Genomic DNA, 19145 nt, shown 5'->3' with positions numbered 1-19145 from the left:
GAAGGTCGAAGGCCGACGGTCGAAGGTCGAAGGTCGAAGGTCGAAGGTCGAAGGCGGAGAGCGTCAGCCGCTCGAAGGCACCGCCGGGATCGCTTCCTGGGGCCTGTCCGTCGGCACGTACCGCTGGATGGTCGCACTGTTCGCGGCGGTCGTCGGCACCAGGTCCTTGTGGATGGCCTTGGCCACGTTCTGGATGGTGGTGACGCCGTAGCTCATGGTGCTGTTGCCGTGGGTGAGCACGGTGATCATGTAGTCGTGGCCGCCGCCATTGAACGTGCCGACGCTGTGCACGCGCCAACCGTGCGTGGAGCGCTGCAGCCAGCCGTTCTTGACGTGCACCGTCACGGTCGAGGGCGCCCCGGCCGGCGTACCCCAGCGCTGCGAGGAGATGACCTGGTTCATCAGCTTGAGGATGTACGCGCGGGAGTTGTCGCTCAGCACGGTGTTCTTGGCGGTGATCAGCTTGAGCAGCTTCTGCTCGTCGGTGACGTTGATCTGGGTCAGGCCCCAGTAGCCGTTCGCGCCCGGCACGGTCCGGGTCATACCGGCGGCGGTGAGGAAGCCCTTGATCTTCGTCATGCCGAGCTGCTTCCACAGGGTCGTGGTCGCGTTGTTGTCCGACTGCGTGATCATGGCCTTGGCGAGCGTGGTCTCCCTGGTGGTCAGGTAGCGGTTGTGCTTCTTGGCGTCCCACAGGAGCGTGGCGAGGACGGTGACCTTGACGACGCTCGCGGAGTCGTAGGCCGAAGTCGCGCGCAGGGTGCACGTGGTGTTGGTGGTGCGGTCGTAGAGGCCGACCGCGACAGTGCCCGCGCGGTTCGCCAGCGCCGCGGTGATGTCCTTCTGCAACTTGGCGGCCAGGCCCGCCTTTGCGGAAGTACAGCTGACCGTCGGGGCGGCGGCGGCCGCGGCGGGTGCGGCGGCGGCGGGTGCGGCGGCGGCCACGCCGGTTATGAGGACGCCGGCGGTGAGCCCGGCGCCGAGCAGCCTTCTGCTTCTTGTGGTCCGGTGAGTCATGCCTCGTTGACTCACACAAGTGACCGGAAGTTGTACTCACGTTCTGTCGCGATCCACTCACAGAGTGAGACGGTCCGGTCTAGGCTCGCCAGGGGGTCGTCTGTGACCAGTCATTTGTCACAAAGGAGTGGCCATGACCAGCACGTACGGTGACTGGCTCAAACAGCAACGGGAGACGGCAGGGCTGACGCAGCAACAGCTGGCCGATATGACGGTGATGACGCGTTCGCACATCGCCCACATCGAGGCGGGGCGACGGGTGCCGTCGAAGGAGGATGCGCGGAGGCTGGACAAGGCGCTGAACACGGGCAATGTGCTGAGCAGCTTCCTGCCGCAGGACGACGTGGCGATCGCCGACTACTTCGAGGCGGTGCGCGCACTCGAACAACAGGCGGTGATGATCCGCGAGTTCGCCCTGACGTTCTTTCCGGGAATCCTTCAGACGAAAAGGTACGCACGTGAGGTCCTGGGCGCGGCGTTTCCTCCGGTGAGTGAAGAGGAGTGTGACAGGCGAGTTGTCACACGGCTTGAGCGCGCGAAGATCCTCGAAGATCCCCTGACGCCCGTCGTGTGGGCGCTGCTGGACGAGACACTGCTGCGACGCCCCGTGGCCAGCGGGGGCATCATGGCGGAGCAGATCATGCACGTCGTTCGTCTCGCAGAGACTGGACGTATCCGCGCGCACGTGATGCCGTTTGGCGCGGGTCTTCATCCGCTCATGGGCAGCATGCTCACGCTGATGTGGTTCGAGGACCAGCCGCCGCTTGCATACAGTGAGGGTGGGCACGCGGCGAGGCTGCACGACTCCCCGACCGTGGTCCGGAAGTGGCAGCATCGCTACGACCTCGCGCTCAGCGACGCGCTGCCGCAGAAGGAGTCACTGGCCCTGCTCAGGGCTACTGCTGAGGAGTACGGACACCATGACTGACCGAGCCATACCGAACGCGGCTGTACTGAGCGGCTGGCGCAAGTCGTCCCACAGCGATGACAACGCCGGCAGCTGCCTCGAAGTCCTCGACAACCACCCCGCAGGCGTCCCCGTCCGCGACTCCAAGACCCCGCACGGCCCCGCCCTGGCCTTCTCGGCGTCCGGTTGGTCGGCGTTCGTCGACGCGGTCAAGCGGGGCGGCCTCCGCTCCTAGCCCACGTACTCGTCGTGGCGGCGCAGCCAGTGGGTGTCCTCGCCCTCCTCGTGGCGGCCCATCGGGGTGCGGTCGAGGAGGCCGTAGTAGGCCATGGCGGGCTCGAGGCCTCGGGCGGTGGTGACGTACGTCCGGTAGACGGTGCCGTCCGAGAGCGCGTAGGCGCTGAGACCGGGGCCTTCGGTGACGTACTGGAGGACGTCCGTGCCGCACGCCTGCGCCATCTGACTCACCGTCGGGGGGATCCCGCCCTCGATGAAGGGCTTCAACTCGTCCTCGGAGTACGTGAAGCCGAGGTCGCGGTGGAAGTCGCCGCCTCCCGCGCAGACCCAGTCGAAGCTCCAGCCCATGCGCTCCCGGTAGGCGAGGAGCTTGTCGACCGGCGCCCGTGAAGAGCAGATCAGAGTCACGTCGCGGGCCTTGAGGTGGACCGCGTTGGGGTCGAGGGTGTCCGCGATCGAGGAGCAGACCGGGCATCCGGCCTCGTACGGCGGGCCGAACATGAAGTGGTAGACGAGCAGCTGCGAACGCCCGTCGAAGAGGTCCCGGAGCGACTTGGTCCCACCCTCGGTCTCGAAGGTGTAGTCCTTGTCGACCGGCACCCAGGGAAGCTCCCTCCGCTTGCGCGCGAGCTCGTCGCCCCGCCGGGTGAGTTCCTTCTCCTCCGCGAGCAGCTCCTGCCGGGCTGCCTCGAACTTCTCCGGTGTGCCGACCCTGTGCTCGGGCATCGCCTTTCCTCCCGTACCGGAGCAGGTACAAGCCACTTTCCAGGCTAATCCCGATAGGCCGAGGTCTCGCGTCGAGGGCGGGATGCAGGTCCCCATGCGGATCCCTTTACGGATCCCCCTGTGCGGATCCCTAGGCGGGTGCCTTTGCGTTTTCACAGCCAAGGGCCAGGTACGGCACAGCCCGCACCCACTCCCGCTTTGCACCATGCCCGAGTGACATCAGCCACCGATCCGCATCCCCACACGACCGTCTCCCCCGACTGGCCCCCGCCAACGGCGGCTTCGGCGGCTCCCCCGCCGGACAAGGCGCCGCGCTGGTCGCTCCCCGCGCTGATCGCGATCATGATCCTGGCCGGCGTGCTCTACTCCTGGAACCTGTCCGGTTCGAGCCTCAACAGCTTCTACAGCGCCGCCGTCTACAGCGGTACGAAGAGCTGGGAGGCGTGGTTCTTCGGCTCGCTGGACGCCGGGAACTTCATCACCGTCGACAAGCCGCCGTTCGCGCTCATGATCATGGGCCTGTCCTGCCGGATCTTCGGTTTCGGCACCTGGCAGATGATGGCCCCGGAGGTCGCGGCGGCGCTGGGCACGATCTGGATCCTGCACGCGTCCGTGAAGCGGGTGTTCGGGCATGCGGCGGCCGCCGTCGCGGCGCTCGTGCTCGCGCTGACGCCGATCACCGTCGCCATCAACCGCGACAACAACCCGGACACCGTCCTGGTGCTGCTGATGGTCGCGGGCGCGGCCCTAGCGCTGCGCGCCACGCGTGACGAGAAACTGCTGCCGCTCATCGGCTCCGCGGTGTGCTTCGGGCTCGCCTTCAACACCAAGATGCTCCAGGGCTACATCGCCCTGCCCGCCGTCTTCGCCGTCTACGTGTACGCGTCGCGGCTGGGGTGGCGGAAGAAGGCCGTCAACCTGGTCCTCGCGGCCGTGGCGCTCGCCGTCTCCAGCTTCTGGTGGGCGACGGCCGTGTCCCTGGTGCCCGCCGACGACCGCCCCTACATCGGCGGTTCGACCGACGGCAGCGCCTGGAACCTGATCACGGGCTACAACGGCCTGGGCCGGGTCCTCGGCGGCGAGGGCAACGGCGGAGGCGGCGGGGGCGGCGGGGGCGGAGGCGGCGGCACCTTCGCCGGGACCGCGGGCCTCGGCCGGATGTTCAACGACATCCTCGGCGGCCAGATCTCCTGGCTGATCCCCTTCGCGGGCATCGCGCTCGTCGCCGGCCTGGTCCTGTGCGGGCGCGCCCCGCGCACCGACGTCACCCGCGCCGCGCTGGTCCTGTGGGGCGGCTGGCTGGTGCTGCACTACCTGACCTTCGCCATGGCCGAGGGCACGATGCACCCGTACTACACGACCGCGCTCGCCCCCGGCATCGCGGCGCTGTGCGGTGGCGGCGGCGTCATGCTGTGGCGCGCCTTCCGCAGCGGCGACGCCCGCTGGTCGTGGGTGCTGCCCGCGGGACTGGCGGTCACCGGTGTCTGGGCGATCGTGCTGCTGCGCCGGGCCACCGGCTGGAACACCTGGCTGTGGCCGGCCGTCGGCGTGGTCATGGGGGTCGCGATCGTGGGGCTGTTCGTCCTGCGGTCCGCGAGCTCGGGCGCCAGGGTCCGGCTGCTCGGCGTGTCCGTCGCCGCGGCGATCGTGGCGGCCCTCGCGGGTCCGACGGCGTACGCCGCCTCGCCGGCCTTCGGCTCCTCCGGGGGCATGATGGGCGGCACCAACCCCACCGCCGGCCCCTCCACCGGAGGCGGCATGGGCGGTCCCGGCGGAGGCGGCGGAGGCGGCGGCCGGGGCGGCTTCGGCGGCGGCACCGGTGGTCCCGGCGGTCAGCTGCCCGGTGGCACGCAGCAGGGCGGTACCCAGCAGGGCGGCCAGGCGAACGGCGAGTTCCCCGGCGGGGGCGGCAACGGGCAGACGGCGCCGGGCGGCGGTGTGCCGAGCGGCGCGCCCGACGGTCAGGGCGGCCAGAACGGCCAGGACGGCCAACAGGGCGGCGCGAACGGCGAGTTCCCCGGCGGGACCGGGACCGGCGGCGCACCCGGCGGTGGCGGCATGGGCGGCGGCATGGGCGGCGGCGCCGACAGCGGGCTCGTCTCGTACCTGGAGAAGCACCAGGACGGCGCCACGTGGCTGATCGCGGTCTCCAACTCGCAGAGCGCGGGCCAGATGATCCTGAGCTCCGGCAAGCCCGTCATCTCCATGTGGGGCTTCACCGGCTCCGACCAGGCGATGACGCTCGCCAAGCTGAAGGAACTCGTGAAGAAGGGCGAGCTGCACTACATCCAGCTCGGCGGCGGCGGGATGGGCGGCAACAGCAGCCTGAACCAGGAGATCACCGCCTGGGTGCAGAAGAACGGGACGGCGGTGAAGGAGAGCGAGTACAGCTCGACTTCGACCTCCGAGGCCGACACCTCCTCCAACACCTCCACCTCCTCCAGCGCTTCCACCTCCTCCAGCACTTCCAACACCTCAACCGTCTACCGGCTGGACGCCTCCGACGTGAGCTGACACGCACAGCCCCAACGGCCCCCGACTTTCCTGTCGGGGGCCGTTTCGGCATGTCAACTCGCGTAGACAAAGGGCGGTTTGCCGGTTCTCGTCATCTGATCGCCATGTCAGATTCATTGCCATGACCGCATGTGCATGTCACTCTCCCGATTGCCGCCTCCAATCAACCCGCGTAGATCGGACACCCCACATGCTGGCGACACGCATACGCCGATGGAAGTCGGTGGCGCTTGCCACCGCTGCCGTCCTGGTCGGCCTCTCCGCGCCCGCGCTCACGGCGACCCCCGCCGCCGCGACCACGACGGCGTACGACTCGACGTACTACAAGAACGCGGTCGGCAAGACGGGTACGAGCCTGAAGTCGTCCCTGCACACGATCATCAGCGCCAACGTCTCGAAGATCTCGTACTCCGCCGTCTGGAACGCGCTGAAGGTCACCGACCAGGACCCGAACAACAGCAGCAACGTGATCCTGCTGTACAGCGGTGTCTCGCGCAGCAAGTCCCTCAACGGCGGCGACGTCGGCGACTGGAACCGCGAGCACGTGTGGGCCAAGTCCCACGGCGACTTCGGCGAGGTGACCGGTCCCGGCACCGACCTGCACCACCTGCGGCCCGCGGACGTGACGGTCAACAGCATCCGCGGCAACAAGGACTTCGACAACGGCGGCAGCACGGTCTCGGGCGGCGGCGGCAGCCTCACCGACTCCGACTCCTTCGAGCCGCGCGACGCCGACAAGGGCGACGTGGCCCGCATGATCCTCTACATGGCGGTCCGCTACGACGGCGGCGACGGCTTCGCCGACCTGGAGCCCAACGAGAAGGTCAACAACGGCAGCGCCCCGTACATCGGCAAGCTCTCCGTGCTCAAGCAGTGGAACGACGAGGACCCGCCGAGCGCCTTCGAGGAGAAGCGCAACCAGGTCATCTACGACACCTACCAGCACAACCGCAACCCGTTCATCGACCACCCGGAGTGGGTCGACGCGATCTGGTAGGACACGGCACGGCCGACGCCACGAGCACCGAACGCGCACCGAACGACGCAGGGCCCTCCCGGAACTCCCGGAAGGGCCCTGCGTCGTTTCGGCTCAGCGCCGGGCGAGGCCCAGCCGGGCCGTGTCCTCGTGCCTGCGGCACAGCTCCTCGACCCGGGCCTCGACGAAGGCGACCGCCTCGTCGAGGTCCAGCCCCTCGGCCCGCTCCCGGTACGGGACATGCACCCCGGCCGGCCACTCGCCCATGTCCCGCTCCAGGTCGAGCCGGACGAACGCCTCCACCGTGATCCCCGCCCCGGTGAAGGCGAGGATCACGGCGATCCGGTACTCGTTGGGCTCCTGGTCCCGGGTCAGGTCCATCCACGTGATGCCGTGATGGAGGGTCACCTGCGGCACCCCGTCCACGACGTCGAGCAGGACCTGCGGGAGGAGCTCCGTCTCGTCGTCCGCGCGGTCGCCGCTGAAGTCGAACGACAGGAACCTCCCGAGCATGAACTCGGCAAGCTGTTTCTGGAAACGGTCCAGCGACAGCAGGAAACCGGCGAACTGCTCCTCTGCAGTGGGCACTTGGAAGCTCCTGGGGTCATGAACGACGAGGTGGGACACGGCGGCGGTGGCGGTCAGTCCGCCTTGAGAGTGAACAACACCCAGGCCCCCTTGTGTCCGCCGGTCCCCTTGTTGATCTTCATGACCACCAGGGTGAGTTTGGTGGCGTCATGGACGCCGCTCGCGTCCGCCTTCCTGCCGATCGCCGCGCCGAAGTCGTGGGTGAACTCCTTGCGCGCGCTCACCGGGGTGGACTGCTTGCGGATCCAGTCGTTGATCTTGCTCAGGTTGGCCTGCACCGCGGTGTCGATGTTGGCCTGGGCGTCATTGGCGTTCAGGGACGAGGCCCGTCCGCCGGCCGCCGGGTCGTTCGCGGCACGGTCGGCCAGCTGCTGGTCGGTCCTGCCGATGTGGTCCTTGGGATGCGCCCCCTGGACCCCGTGGTCCTTGTCCGCGTTCCCGCAGTTGTGCACCAGCACCGGCACCGCACCGGCCCGGACCAGGTACGTGTGGAGGTCGGCGACCGTCAGGTTGTGCACCGTCGCGGTACGGACCGTCTTCACGACGGCCACGACGTCGACCCGCGCCCCCTTGTCGGTGGTGAGGGACTGCCCCGGCTTCAGATCCTTGGCGTCGACCCACTCGTGCAGCTCGGGCACCCAGAACGGGTGGCCGTCCGTCGCCGTCACCTTCGCCGTGGCCCCGCCGCGGTCGCCGTCGACGTCGACGGTGATCTCGACCAGGTTCTTCACGCCGTGGCCGGTGATGGCGGCCGTGACGGGCTCGGCCTCGGCGGCGCCGGACTCGGGGTCCACCGCCCGCACCTCGTCGCCCGGCTCGATCTCCTCGATCGGCTTCTCGGCGCCGTCCGCCATGACGACGGTCGTGCCGGGGACGAAGCTGTTGCCGACCTTGCAGGAGGCCCCGGGCGCGTCGGCGTCGTCGGCCTTGCCGGTCGTGCCGCCCTTCTCGCCCGCGCCGTCGCCCTTCTTGCCGCCCGCGTCGCCCTTCTTGACCTCGGGCGCGTCCTTGGCCTTGGCCGGCGGGGCCGGTTCGGGCTTCGGCTTGGGCTTCGGGGTGGACGGCGGGGTGATGTCGTCGGCGACCTTCTTGGCGTCCTTGACCTTGTCGGCCGCCTTGGCCGCGTCGGTCGCGGTGTCGACGGCGTCCACGGCCTTGTTGACGTACCGGGCGCCCTTGGCCGCGCTCGCGCCGTAGCCCGCGATCGGGATGGCCGAGGCGTAGGACAGACCGGCGTCGATGTAGTTGCCCTCGGCCGTGTACCAGAGGCCGTTGAGCAGGTCGGCGGGCTCACCGAAGCCGGGCACCAGACCGGCGACGTCGAGAACGCCGTGGCCGATCGGGCTGATCCAGGACTCGCCCCAGTACAGGCCCGTCGGGTCCGGGAAGGCCAGCGGGTTGTTGCGCCCGTACGCGTAGGCGTTGAGGTGCTGGGGGTCGTCGAAGTTCAGCGCCGGGTCGGCCGACAGGAACCGGCCGGTCGCCGGGTCGTACTCGCGCGCCCCGAGATGGATCAGGCCGGTGGCGTCGGCGGTGCCGCCCACGAAGGCCTTGTCGCCCGGCCAGGCCCCGGCGGCGGGCTTGGCGCCGCGCACCTCGCCGAACGGGAGGGTGCGCCGCTGGACGATCGCCGAGTCGGCCGCCCGGACGGCGATCTCGGCCGTGCCGTTCTGGCCCCCGACCAGCCAGGTCACCCCGGCCGCCGTGCGCACGGCGATCTGCTGGCCGCCGTGTGAGTAGTAGCGGGTGCCGGTGAGGGTGTTCTTCGCCGTGTCGAGGCGGAGCTCCTGGTCGCCCAGGTAGAGGGTGACCGCGCCCTTCTCCTTGCGGAGCAGCCGACTCCCGTCGGCGTCGTAGACGAAGCCGGTCTTCTGGGCCTCGTCGAGGGCGCCGCCCGAGGTGTACGGGGTGACGGCGGCCAGATGGCCCTCGTCGTCCCAGTCCAGCTTCTGGTCGACGGCCGGCGCCAGGTCGGTCGCCGCCTTCGTCCGGCGGACGGTGTTGCCCGACTCGTCGTAGGCGAAGGACTGCGCGGCCGTGACCTCCTTGGCGGCCGTCACCGTGCGCGCCTCGGCGGACTTCGGCGCGTGGACGTGGACACCGCCCTTGGCGTCCGTGCCGCCCGGGGTGAAGGACGTCGTCTGGGTGATGGCCGCCGTACCGGTGGCGCCGGTCGCGTGCCGGGTCTCGCCGGTGCGGTTGCCGGCGACGTCATACGCGTACGAGTGCCAGTAGGGCGCCGGGCCGCCGACAGCGGCCGTCTCGCCGGACGCGGCGCAGTCGGTGGCGGTCTGGCTCCACGCGTCGGTCAGCCGGCGCAGGTAGTCGTAACGGAAGCACTGGACGTCCGCCGTCTTCCCTTCCGGCGTGTCCGCGATCTTCCTGATCTCGCCGGACGGGTCGTACCCGTAGGTGAGGTCCGCGTCCGGGGTCTTCACGATCTCCCGGTCGATGCGGGCGCGCTCCAGGCGCCGGGTGCCCTCCTCGTAGGTGTTGGTCAGCCAGGTGTACTTGTCGGAGCTGGCGGTGCCCAGGGTCAGCTGGAGGACCTCGCCGTAGTTGGAGTAGCGGGTCTCGCGGGCGTAGTCGGTCTTGTCGCCCAGGGTGAAGGACGGCAGGCCGGTGGCCGTGTAGCCGGTGGTGACGGTCTCCGCCGGGAGGCCGCCGACGGCCGGCAGGTCGACGTCGTTCAGCGAGCCGTCCGGCTTGTAGGAGGCGGTGACGGCGTAGGTGCCCGCCAGCTTGCCCTCCGAGGCCGGGATGGTGACCGAGGACTTCGTGGGCCGTCCCGCCACGTCATAGGAGTCGACGGACGTGGTGTAGGCGTCGGCGCCGATCCACCGGGTGGCCGAGGCGAGCCGCCCCTTGCCGCCCGGGACGGTCGCGCTGTCGTACTCCCAACTGGCCAGCTTCGTCGAGCCGTTGGCCAGGGAGCGTCGGCGGCCGAGCTTGTCGTAGTCGTAGGTCAGGACGGTGCCGCGGGCGTCCGTCGTCGTGCGGACCTGGTCCAGGTCGTTGTACGTCATCCGCGTGGTGCCCGTGTCCGGGTCCTTGGCCACCGTCTGGCGCCCGCGCACGTCGTACTCGTACGACCAGACGTCGCCCGACTCGGCCTTGACCTCCGTCAGGCGGTCCGCCGTGTCGTAGGCGTAGGTCGTGGTGTCGGCGTCACCGGTCGGCGAGGACCCCTTGAACTGCAGGAGTCTGGTCGTCAGGCCCTGGGCGTTGTTGTAGGTGGCGGTCGGCGTCTCACCGGCCGGCGGATCCACGCTCGTGTGGTCCCCGTGGTACGAGGCCTTGGTGCGCCACTTCTCCGCACCGGCGACCCGGAAGATCTCGTCCGTGGGCCGGCCTGCGCCGTCGTAGACGGTCTCCGTCTCGCGCGGGGTGCCCTCGGAGGCGTCCGCCACGTTCACGAAGGACGTGCCGACGGCCGCCGCGTTGTAGAACGGGCCGATCTCCTTCACGGCCAGGCCCCGGCTGTCGTACTCGGTGGTCGTGACGACCCGGCCCGAGTTCGCCGCCGGCGTCTGCGTCTGGCGCGGCCGCAGCAGGCCGTCGCTGAGCTGGTGGCTGGTGGCCACCGAGCCGTTGGGCAGGAGGGACTTGGTGGTGGTGACGACGGGCGCGTTGTTGCGCACCAGGTAGGCGTACTCCAGGCTCGGGGTCTCCGAGGCCTTGGCGCGGCCCGGCAGCCACACCTTCAGCAGGCGGCCGAGGCCGTCGTACTCCAGGTCGGTGCGCTGCTTGTTCGCGTCGACGGTCGCGGTGACCAGACCCCAGCGCGGGTCGACCGTGGAGGTCGTGGAGTTGCCCGCCGGGTCCGTCACCTTCATGCCGGTGACCGGGCCGCCGAGGGTGGGCGTGTACGCCGTCTTCGTGGTGTTGCCCTGCTGGTCGGCGGAGTCGGTGACCCGGCCGTGGGCGTCGTACTTCGCGGTCGACGTCGTCACGTACTGGGGCGTGCCGTCGGCCGTGTAGCCCTTGACCTTCTCACTGCGGACCACGTCGCCCTTGGTGGGCGTGGCCCCGTAGGCGTCGGGGTCGTCGTACCAGGTGCGGACGTCGCTGATCGCCTCGCCCTGGTAGGACGGCGGACCGTCGTCGCAGGCCACCGGGGCGACCGTCACCCGCTTCAGCAGGGTGAGCAGGCCCGCGTCGGTGTTGCGGTTGTAGGCGTTCGTGGTGCAGGTGTCGTCGTCGGGGTCGGCGAGGTCGCCGGAGTCCGAGGAGCGCTCCAGCATGCCGTAGGAGTCGTAGAAGTGCTCGATGGCGGCGCGGCGGACCTTGCCGCCGTCCAGCGCCGTGCGGGTCTTCGTCGCCTTGACGGCCGCGTAGGTCGCCTCGTCGCTGCCCTCGGTGGCCGTCGGGGCCGACTTCCAGGGGGTGCTGACGGTGGCGCTGATCTCGTCGGCGCCGTCGAAGGTGCGCTGCTCCAGCTGGAAGCCCTGGTGGCGTTCGTCGTCGCGGACCTTGGTGCCGTCGGAGGCGGTGACCGTGACGGACTTCGTGCCGCCGGACTCCTTCTCCCGGTCGCCGTTCATGCCCTGGAGGTAGGTGGTCTCGGTGCGCAGCTGCCCGCTGCCCGCCTCACCGGTCCTCATGGTGACGGAGCGGAAGCCGCGCCACTGGTTCCAGGTCTTCTTCTTGGTCTTGACGAGCTCGCTGTCGTCGAAGCCCCAGGCCGCGCCCGCGTAGTCGTACGAGGTGACCTTGTTCGGGCCGGTGACGGTGACCTCGTCCTCGATCACCGTGTCGACGACGAACTTGTGGAACCAGTCCTCCTTCTCGCCGATCGTGCCCTCCTTCGACCAGAAGGACGGCATGCACCGCTTGGTGTTGGTCTCGGGGGTGGGAAGGTTCGAGGGGGTGCACTCGTTCGGCTTGTAGTTGACGGAGATCGTGCCGCCGGTCTCCGACTGGATGGCCCGGATCCGCCACTTGTACATGGGCAGCCGGTCGTCCGCGCCCGTGTCGACGCGGTTGGCGTCCTGCCGCTCGAAGAAGGTCAGCTTCGGGAGCTTGTTCGCGCCGTCCTTGCCGGAGTGCGTGATGGACTCCAGCCACATCGCCGGGGAGTGGGTGGTGTCGGCGCTCTGGTACTTGTGCGCCAGGTCCCACACGTCGACGTCCGTGTACGTCTTGCCGTCCGAGCCCAGCACCTGCGTGGTGACCTTCGACAGGCGCTTACGGCTGAAGAAGGTCGGCGACCACTGGTCCTTGCACTCGGTGTCGGAGGTGCAGATCTGCTCGAACGGCACATCCGGCCAGCGGGTGGCGGTGGACTCCTTCAGATCGCCCGGCTCGCAGTCGGCCGCCGCGCCCGTGCAGCGCTCGACGGTGCTGAAGACGACCTGCGCGGGGGCGGCGGTGGTGTTCTCCTTGCCCTCCCGCTCGCCGTACTCGACCCGCTTGAGCCAGCCGCCGCGGTCGTAGGAGACGACCTTGTCACCGCGCACCGAGTCGTACTTGTTGGTCTCGGTGCCGTAGTAGTACGTCATCGTGTTGCCGTGGACGTCGACGACGTAGTCCAGGTTCCAGCGCCAGGTCTGCTGGCAGCGGGACTCCTTGAAGGTGTCCTTGTGGCAGGGCTCGTCCTTGTCGTCGCCGAAGACCGGGACCTCCCAGGAGGAGCCGGTGTTCTCGGCGTCGGCGGCCTCGGACTCCCGCTTGCCCTTGCCGAAGTAGTAGCGGGTGCCGTCCGTGGTGGTGACGACCCAGTACTCCTTGTTGTCGTCGGAGTTGAAGCCGCCGGTCTTCCGCTCGATCTTCGTGCCGTCGTCCTGCTTCAGCCGCCACTCGTTCGCCGACTTCTTCACCAGCTCCCCGGCCCGGCCGCCGAAGTTCATGGTGGCGTTGTCGGAGTGCCAGCACAGGTCGTACTTCTGCGCCCCGGCCTCGTCGTGGCCGTCCTCCGTGCAGGAGCGGTAGGCGCGCTCGATGTAGCCGGCGCTCAGGTCGAAGCCCTCGCCGACCCAGGAGGTCTGGTTGTTGCTGGAGGCCGTACGGCCGTCCGTGGACGCCGAGTTGTAGGCCAGGCCCAGCTGCGGCGACGGGCCCGCGAGGGCGGGCGGCACGCGCAGCGGGTACTGCCAGGTGAAGGCGCCGGTCTGGGCCGCGACCTGCCAGGACGCGGAGGGCGCCAGCGAGGTCGCGGTGTAGGAGCCGGAACCGCCCGCGGGCGCCGCGGACACCGCGAGCAGCGGCGCCTTCGCGCCCGCGACGGCCGCCGGGACGTCGGCGGTGAGCTTCTGGCCGCGCACGTCGTTGCTCGTGGCGAGCGGTGTGACGCCCTGGCAGGCCGCCGCGTTCGGCGTGGTCAGCGCACAGGCGGGCAACTGCACCAGCCGCAGCCGCTGCGCCCAGTCACCGCCATAGGCCTGCGCGAAGGAGGCGTAGTCGACCTGGACGGAGACCTTGCCCCCGACCGTCCTACGGCCGTCCGCGCGCGTGACCTTCAGGAGCAGGCCGTCGATGCCGGCCTTGCGCGCGGCCGCATGGCCGAGGACGTCGACCTTGGCCCGGGTGGGCGCGGCGGTCCGCGAGGTGGCGGCCTTGGGAGCCGCGAGGCGGACGGGGAGACCGCCCGCGCGCAGCCCCTTGCGGACCGCCGCGGTCGCCCCGCTCGCGCCCAGGGTGACGGTGGCGCTGCCCGGCTCGGGCCAGGCGGCCTTCGGGCGGGGCGTGGCGCCGTAGCCGGTGAGGTGCTTGAGCGGGGTGCGCGGGCCGTCGGCCTCCACCACGGGGGTGGAGGCCACGTCCTGCGTCTTGGGCCGCCGCTGCTCGCGGGAGTCGTCGTCGCCGAGGGCGGGGACGGCCTGGAGCAGGGTCAGGGTCAGGGCCGCGGACACGGTCGCGGCCAGGGGTTTCGCCCATTTTCGGGCGGGTTGTCTCCGTGTTGAGCGCATGCGCGCTTCTCCCGTTTGTGAGGTGGCGGACGCTCTGGTCAGGAGCGTCGAAGTGCAGCCGGTGATCAGCTGTTCGCGAGCCGGTAGATCTCCGTGCCGGAGAGCAGGCCGGGCACGAGGCGGACGTCGTCGATGTCACCGGCGAAGAAGTCGTGCCACTCGCCCTTGTACTGGGCGCGGCCGATGTTCAGGCCCTTGGCGGCGTTCCAGACGTCGGTGACGGCCGCGCTGCCCTGCTCCTCGCCGTCGACGTAGAGGGTGAACTTCCGGGCCGCCGGGTCGTACGTGCCCGCCAGGTGCGTCCACTTGCCGACGACGGCCGGCCGCTCGCTGGCCGCCATGGCGCGGATGATGTCGGAGTCGGCGGTGTCCGAGATGTGCCGGCCGAAGATCCAGCGCTTGAAGGCCGTCGAGTAGTAGAGGTTGAAGCCGTTGCCCTGGCCGCCGGACTGGCCGATCACCGCGATGTTCTGGCTCAGCGAGGTGGGCCGCACCCACGCCGACACGGTGAACGCCTGCCCGGTGTGGACGGCGGAGGCGGCGGTGGCGTAGTCGCTGCTGCCGTTGAACCGCAGGGCCTTGTCGGCCGGCTGGTCGGCGGAGTGGTTGCCCGCGACCCAGTCGGCGCCCTTGACGGTCAGCGTGCGGTCGTGGCCGGAGGCGTCGGGCGCGGTGGCGCCGGTGCTCTGGTCGAGGCCGTAGACGGCCGCCGCGCAGGAGTCGGCGAGGGCGTCGGCGCAGGCGCGGTCGGCGGTGAAGACGTACTTCTCCATCGGACCGCGGTTGCCGGCCCGGTCGACGCTGCGCACGTAGAGCACGTTCGGCCCGAAGGTGGACGGCGCCACCTCGATGGCGGCGTTGCCGCCGAGGCTCGCGGGCGTGGCGTGCCGGGCGGGGGTGTCGCTGCCGAGGTCCCACTCGTAGTACTCGACGTCGTTCTTGAAGACCGAGTCGGAGTTCCCGTTGGCCGAGACGGTGAAGTGCCGCTTGGCGCCCGCCGGGAGGTCGGCCTCGCCGTCCGCCGGTGTCACCAGCGGCTTGGCGTCGGGCCGTTCGGTGTCCACGACGAACTCGCACCAGTCGGACCAGTCCGAGTAGCCCGAGTCCTTCAGCTTGCCGGTGGAGCCGTCGTAGGTCTGGGCGTGCCACTTGTAGCCGTGGCCGTGCGCCAGCTCCCTGACCGGGATGCCCTTCTCGAACACGCCCTCGTTCTGCGGGCCGTCCTTGCCCTCGTACACCATGGGCCTGCCGTCGACCTGGTCCCAGACGCGGAAGGTGGCGGTGAGGTTCTGGCCGGTGCCGTCGGTGTAGGAGTCGGCGTCGGTGCCGTTGACCGCCATGGTCGGGGTGTCGTCACGGATCCACGGCCGCTTGGTGTTGTCGGTCGTGCAGGTCTTCTCCTCGGGGTTGCTCAGCCGCTCGTTGTACGGCTTGCCCGGGGTGGTGTTGTAGGTGACGACCAGCTTGGCGTTGTCGCCGCGGAACCGCTTCCAGGAGTTCGGGTCGTCCTCGTCCGCGGCGCGCAGCGAGAAGGCGATCGGGGCGCCGGCGGCGGCCTTCTTGCGGACGGTGGGCGTGAGGTTCTCGTTGTCCTCCTTGCTGCTGTCCTGGAAGTCGACCCAGCTCGCGGGCGCGTCGGGGCTGCAGCTGCTGCCGCGCCCGTAGGCCACCGTGCGGTCGACCATCAGGTCGCCGTCCTTGGGCTTGTTGTTCCAGTTGGTGGCGGAGTCGACGCCGGCCTCGTCCACCAGGTGCAGGTTGACGGTGCTGGCCTGGCAGGAGAAGGAGAAGGTCTCGTAGACCTCGAAGACCGCCTTGGAGATGGTGCGGTTCTTCCACCCCGAGGTGGAGAACTGGAAGTACATGCGGTTGGTGTACGGCGAGGAGCTGCACACGTAGTACGTGCCGCCGATGGACTTGTACGAGCAGCGGCCGACGCCTTCGTCGTCCTTGAACTTGTGGAACTCGGTGCTCGGGTGGGCGCTGGAGACGTACAGCCACTCGCTCTTGGACATGCCGGCCTCCGGGTCGAGGTAGACCGGGAAGTCGGTGTCGGCGGCGGTCAGCACGGTGTGGTCGGGGACGACGGTGACCGCGTCCGCGGAGACGTCGAGGCCCATGTCGGCGACCTTCGCGGCGGCGCCGGGCGTGTCCTGGACGGGGGCGGCGGCCCCGGAGGCGGCCACAGCATCGGCGTCGGCCGGGAGCTGCTGGGCGGCGGTCGCGGAGTCCCACATCTTGGGGGCCTGGCCGCCGAAGAGACGCGCGCCGGAGGCGTCGACGGCTTCCAGACCGCCGTCCGCGCCGGCCTTGAGGTCGAGCCCGTCGACCCGCACGGGCAGCCGCAGCCGGGCGAGTTCGGGGTTGCGGGCGGCCTCGGGCGTCTTCACCTCCAGCACGTACGCGTACCCGGTGACCGAGGCGCTGGCGAGCAGGTCCACACCGGGCAGCACCTCGCGGTACTCGGCGGTGTCGCCTGCCAGCACGGGCTCGGGCAGCGGTTTCGGCCAGCGCAGGGTGAAGGACCTGCCGTCCTCGCCGAGGGTCACGAAGTCCTGCGAGCCGCCGGCCGCGAAGGCCAGGTCGACGACGGCGGCCTTGGGTCCTACGGTTCCGTCGGCCCGCCGCTCCAGCGTCGCATCGGCGGCGGCCCAACTGCCGTCCGCCCGGTGCACCCGCTGGGGCTGCACGCTGGTCTCACTGGTGAGCGAGCCGTCCGGGTTGGCGAAGACGAGCTCGTCCTCGGTGCGGCGCGGCACGATCTCCACCCGTTCGCCGGTGGCGGCGGCCTCGGCGAACGCGGTCGTCTCGGCGGTGGTACCGGCCGAGCTGCTGATTGCGGTGTCGGCGGCCTCGGCCGCGCTGGTGACGGCGGGCAACGTGCCCAGGACGACGGCGCTGCCGAGCAGCACACCGAGCGTCCGGGTACGACGAAGCCGCCGGAACCAAGGGTTGGTCATTCCCTTGTCTCCCCCTGGAGCTCTCCCCAGAGCTCCCTATGACGAATATGAAGTTGATGTGGTCATGCTGTGCTTGAGTGGCGAGGGAGAACGTATGGGACTTCCTTTACCGTTTCAAGCCACTTTCCATATTGACTGACCAGTTCCCTCACACCGGTGATGTGGATCTTCATCCCGGGCATGTCGCGGGACCGGACCGGAAGCATGGGGCCCGCCACGGCAGCCGCCGAGGCGGGCACTCGCCCCACTCCCCCTCCGGAGACTTCATGAAGCTTCGCGCCTGGTCCTGCGCCGCCGCCCTCGCCCTGACCGCCCTCGTCCTGCCGGCCCAGGACGCCTCGGCCGCGGCGGCGCCCGCCTGCCCCGACGGCTCGGTCTGCTTCTACAGCGGGGAGGGCTTCGGCGGCAGCAGCTGGGAGTGGACCGCCCGCAGCGGCTACCGCGACATGCCGCCCAACCTCCACGACCACGTCGGCTCCTTCGTCGCCAGCACCCGCGCCTGCTTCATCAACTGGGGCCCGGTCGAGAAGCGGGACGTCTTCAACGGCGACTGGCGCTCGCGCTACCAGGGCGACTTCGGCGGCAGGATCGACGGAGTCGGCCCGGGCGCCTGCTGAGGCCTTTTACCGCTCACCCCGGGGAACGCCGTACCACCGCCACTGAGTGAGTCGCGCATGCCCCGGGATCTCCCCCCGACCGGTGGCCCACAACAGCGTGGGCCACCGTTCGGCACCGGTCGGCGCATCGGGAAACAGCCGCGCCAGCACCCGGTCACAGAGCCCGGCATCCGGCTCCTCCCACTCGACCCCGAGCCCCTCGGCGATGTCGTACAGGTGCACCAGCGTCTCGACGACCCCCATGGCGGCGAAGCCCTCGGCGTCGGAGACCCCGAAGCCGTGATGCGCCCTGACGGTCGGCGGCGTCACCCGCACCATGGCCGCCAGCATCGCCCCACAGGCATCCAGCACCTGAAGAAGCCCGCCTGTCCCGGCCGCACGATCGGCAAAGATCACGTTCGCGGGCGCCCCGGCCCTCTCCGCCCGCCACACGAAGGGCACCTCGGTGTCCAACGGCGGCTGCTCTGGCCCGAGTTGAGCAGCATAGGCGAACAGGTCATCGGCCAGATGCTCGACGGTCTCCCAACAACTCCACTCCAGCGAGCCTGCGTTGGCGTCCCAGTCGGCCGTCGCGCCCGCCTTTCGAAGTACGGCAACGGCCAGCCGGACGGCGTACCGGACATCATCGGCGGTGACGGGGCCGGGACCTGATGATCCACTTGATTCAGACATGGCGGGACGGTATCAACGCCCATCCGACAGGAGCCGCGCGTTTCCGCCGAAGGTGTTATTCCTCTTCTCGCGCGGCGAGGACCCGCACCGCGTGCTGCGCCGACGCGTCCCCCAGTTCGGCGGCCCTGCGGAACCAGGCAAGGGCCTCGTCCGACCGGTCCAGATCGATGATCAGCCGGCCCAGGGCGTACATACCGCCGGCGTTCCCGGCGTCGGCCGCTTTACGGAACCACTCCTCGGCCTCCGCCTCGCGCTGCTGTCCCTGGTGCAGCATTCCCAGGTTCACCGCCGCGCCGGAGAATCCCGCCGCGTGGGAGCGCGCGTAGAACCCGGCGGCCCGCTCGGTGTCACCTCGGTTCGCGGCCAGTTTGCCCATGAAGTCGAGTGCCCCGGGATGTTCCTTGGCCACTGCCCGGCGCAGCATCTCCTCGGCTTCCCGGTCGTACCACAGGCCTGCCAGGGACACCTCCGCATCGAGGTCCCCTGCTTCGCCGCCTCTTCGTTAGTAGCGCTCAGCGAGGGAGAGTTCCCCCGCCAGGTAGTAATGGCGAGCCAGGTTGTACTGCGAGGGCGCGTGACCGCGCAGGGCCGCCTCGGCGTACCAGTGCTGCCGGCGCCGGATGCGACGCTGCGGACCTGGGCCGCTCTGCTTTGGACAAGGACGCGGTCGGGGCCACCGTCGGAGCGGCCGGCTTCATTCCGCTCGCGGGTGACGCGGCCAAGCTGCCCAAGCAACTCGACAACATTGCCGACGCGCTCAAGCTCGCGAACAAGGTTGCCTCCTCGCCGTTCTCCGCCAAGTTGGACCGAGTCTCCGAGCATTTGCAGATGAAGGACCTCACTGCTGCTGCGCGGGAACTGAAGGGAGAGGTGGTCGCTCGGAAGGCGGACGGCACCCCGTGGGATCATGTCCACGAGGTTCGGGACGCTCAGTGGACGTTAAGTCCGTTTCTCGTAGCGACCTCGTCCGGGTTGGGTGAGGAAGCCTTGTCGGACGAGGCGTCCGAGGCGGCTGCGGGTGAC

At 69.9% G+C, this 19145-nt stretch carries 13 protein-coding genes; 6 read left to right on the top strand and 7 right to left on the bottom strand.

Features of this window, described 5'->3' with window-relative positions:
• Nucleotides 1-63: 63 nt before the first annotated feature.
• Nucleotides 64-1017, bottom strand: coding sequence for a serine hydrolase (locus ACIBAF_RS29580; RefSeq protein WP_399467084.1), 954 nt, complete (start codon nt 1015-1017; stop codon nt 64-66).
• Between the two features lie 133 nt (nt 1018-1150).
• Here ACIBAF_RS29580 and ACIBAF_RS29575 point away from each other — a divergent pair, with 133 nt between their 5' ends.
• Complete coding sequence (locus ACIBAF_RS29575; RefSeq protein WP_399467083.1) at nt 1151-1945, top strand: Scr1 family TA system antitoxin-like transcriptional regulator; 795 nt, start codon at nt 1151-1153, stop codon at nt 1943-1945.
• The gene (locus ACIBAF_RS29570; protein WP_399467081.1) at nt 1938-2159 is read left to right on the top strand and encodes a DUF397 domain-containing protein; all 222 of its coding nucleotides are present in this window, start codon (nt 1938-1940) and stop codon (nt 2157-2159) included. The genes ACIBAF_RS29575 and ACIBAF_RS29570 overlap by 8 nt, the downstream gene beginning before the upstream one ends.
• Here the strand turns inward: ACIBAF_RS29570 and ACIBAF_RS29565 are convergent.
• Nucleotides 2156-2887: a DUF899 domain-containing protein gene (locus ACIBAF_RS29565; RefSeq protein WP_399467080.1), complete on the bottom strand. Its 732-nt coding sequence runs from the start codon at nt 2885-2887 to the stop codon at nt 2156-2158. The genes ACIBAF_RS29570 and ACIBAF_RS29565 overlap by 4 nt on opposite strands.
• Before the next feature lie 213 nt (nt 2888-3100).
• Between ACIBAF_RS29565 and ACIBAF_RS29560 the strand changes: the two genes are divergently transcribed.
• Together ACIBAF_RS29560 and ACIBAF_RS29555 are read left to right on the top strand one after the other, a co-directional pair.
• Nucleotides 3101-5401 (top strand): glycosyltransferase family 39 protein, encoded by a 2301-nt coding sequence (locus tag ACIBAF_RS29560; protein WP_399467079.1) that lies wholly within the window; start codon nt 3101-3103, stop codon nt 5399-5401.
• Nucleotides 5402-5591: 190 nt separating this feature from the next.
• Complete coding sequence (locus ACIBAF_RS29555) at nt 5592-6398, top strand: endonuclease I family protein (protein ID WP_399467077.1); 807 nt, start codon at nt 5592-5594, stop codon at nt 6396-6398.
• Between the two features lie 93 nt (nt 6399-6491).
• Here the strand turns inward: ACIBAF_RS29555 and ACIBAF_RS29550 are convergent, their stop codons facing one another.
• The 3 genes from ACIBAF_RS29550 to ACIBAF_RS29540 all read right to left on the bottom strand — a co-directional run bounded on the left by ACIBAF_RS29550 (nt 6492) and on the right by ACIBAF_RS29540 (nt 16833).
• Complete coding sequence (locus tag ACIBAF_RS29550; protein ID WP_399467076.1) at nt 6492-6965, bottom strand: hypothetical protein; 474 nt, start codon at nt 6963-6965, stop codon at nt 6492-6494.
• A gap of 53 nt (nt 6966-7018) precedes the next feature.
• Nucleotides 7019-13873 carry a polymorphic toxin-type HINT domain-containing protein gene (locus tag ACIBAF_RS29545; RefSeq protein WP_399467074.1) on the bottom strand — a complete coding sequence of 2285 codons (6855 nt, stop codon included), beginning with the start codon at nt 13871-13873 and terminating at the stop codon, nt 7019-7021.
• A gap of 65 nt (nt 13874-13938) precedes the next feature.
• Nucleotides 13939-16833, bottom strand: coding sequence for a LamG-like jellyroll fold domain-containing protein (locus tag ACIBAF_RS29540; RefSeq protein ID WP_399467073.1), 2895 nt, complete (start codon nt 16831-16833; stop codon nt 13939-13941).
• Between the two features lie 266 nt (nt 16834-17099).
• Here ACIBAF_RS29540 and ACIBAF_RS29535 point away from each other — a divergent pair, with 266 nt between their 5' ends.
• A complete protein-coding gene (locus tag ACIBAF_RS29535; protein WP_399467071.1) occupies nt 17100-17450 on the top strand; it encodes a peptidase inhibitor family I36 protein in 351 nt (116 codons plus the stop codon).
• Nucleotides 17451-17456: 6 nt separating this feature from the next.
• Here ACIBAF_RS29535 and ACIBAF_RS29530 read toward each other — a convergent pair whose 3' ends face one another.
• The gene (locus ACIBAF_RS29530) at nt 17457-18122 is read right to left on the bottom strand and encodes a hypothetical protein (RefSeq protein WP_399467069.1); all 666 of its coding nucleotides are present in this window, start codon (nt 18120-18122) and stop codon (nt 17457-17459) included.
• A 55-nt stretch (nt 18123-18177) separates the two neighbouring features.
• Nucleotides 18178-18588: a tetratricopeptide repeat protein gene (locus ACIBAF_RS29525; protein ID WP_399467067.1), complete on the bottom strand. Its 411-nt coding sequence runs from the start codon at nt 18586-18588 to the stop codon at nt 18178-18180.
• A 185-nt stretch (nt 18589-18773) separates the two neighbouring features.
• Here ACIBAF_RS29525 and ACIBAF_RS29520 point away from each other — a divergent pair.
• On the top strand, nt 18774-19145 hold a 372-nt coding region (locus ACIBAF_RS29520; RefSeq protein WP_399467065.1), incomplete at its 3' end, for a polymorphic toxin type 28 domain-containing protein.

The organism is Streptomyces sp. NPDC051677 (assembly GCF_044453465.1).
Lineage (GTDB): Bacteria > Actinomycetota > Actinomycetes > Streptomycetales > Streptomycetaceae > Streptomyces.
Note: the sequence above shows the minus strand (reverse complement) of the source record. Positions and strands in the feature narration are given on the sequence as shown.